Source organism: Microvirga sp. P4_G7 (genome assembly GCF_056401005.1).
On record NZ_JBFUKD010000992.1, the window covers coordinates 1 to 1013 of the forward strand.

Below are 1013 nucleotides of genomic sequence, written 5' to 3' on the forward strand. Positions count from 1 at the left end.
CACCCAGACCCTCATTGTGATAGATATTGGTCTGGATCTTCGTCGTGTCGTTGGACAACGCTTCGAAGTCGATTTCGTCGTGGTTTGCGGCCGGACCGGCGAATGTGAAGAATCCGCCTATGATACCCCGTTGGTCCTGCACGTATCGTGCCTTCGCCTCGAAGGCGATACCGCCGTTAGCGACATCGAACAGCTGCTTGGTGATCGCTTCCGATCCTAGGAACGTCGGGTTTTTCGGATCCCCGGTTGGGTTGAAGGTGTCGAGGCGAAGGTGCAGAACGCCACCCGACGCCGACGGAAGTTCCTGTCGCTGCTGCGTGTTGCCGTAAAACGATCCACCTTTCGACCACTCGTTGTAAGTCCACTTGGACGCATCGATCCTTCCATTCGTCGAAAAATTATCAACGAAGAGGGTCTTCGTTGCGCCGATCCCATTAGTCATCGTCGATCTCCGTGCCGCCAAATCGACGGCGGTGTGGTGCTTCAGACAAGGCACGCCAACGTATGCCGGTAAAAGGACTCATCCGATAAATGGACAAGTTTCAGAACGGAAATGGATGCTTCAACAGCCTGAGTTAGGCGGTGGGGTGAACGCGGGAAGTGTGATGGCTTCGCGGCGTCCATTGAAGTCAAGCGCCTCGGCAAGGTTGCGCGCAGTGCGATCGCGCGCCGTCATCGGCTCAAGCCCCCAACGCCATTCGATCATTCGCAAAATCGAGCAATGCTCATAAGGTCCCGCCTTTTCGATCTTGCGGGGTGCGAAAGGCCCCATCGCGATCGCGGGGACGCGAAAACCAAGTCGCTTGAGATCAGGGAATGGCCCCGTGCCGGTCTGTTCCGTGTCGTCTTCGCAGGGTGGCGGAACCACATGGTCGAAGAATCCACCGTGTTCGTCGAAGTTGAGCACAAACACCATGCGGCCCCATTGGGGACTGTCCTTCATAGCGTTATAGACTTGCGCGAGAAAACCTTCGGATACCAGCACGTTCCCACGATGGTGATAGTCGTTGGAT

2 protein-coding genes are annotated in these 1013 nt (G+C 56.3%); both read right to left on the reverse strand.

All coding sequences use genetic code 11. The features are described from left to right. A partial coding sequence (locus tag AC1DT3_RS22465; RefSeq protein WP_477467384.1) for a family 16 glycosylhydrolase occupies positions 1–442 on the reverse strand: 442 nt, incomplete at its 3' end. 120 nt (positions 443–562) lie between these two features. Continuing rightward, on the reverse strand, positions 563–1013 hold a 451-nt coding region (locus AC1DT3_RS22470), incomplete at its 5' end, for an alkaline phosphatase family protein (protein ID WP_477467385.1).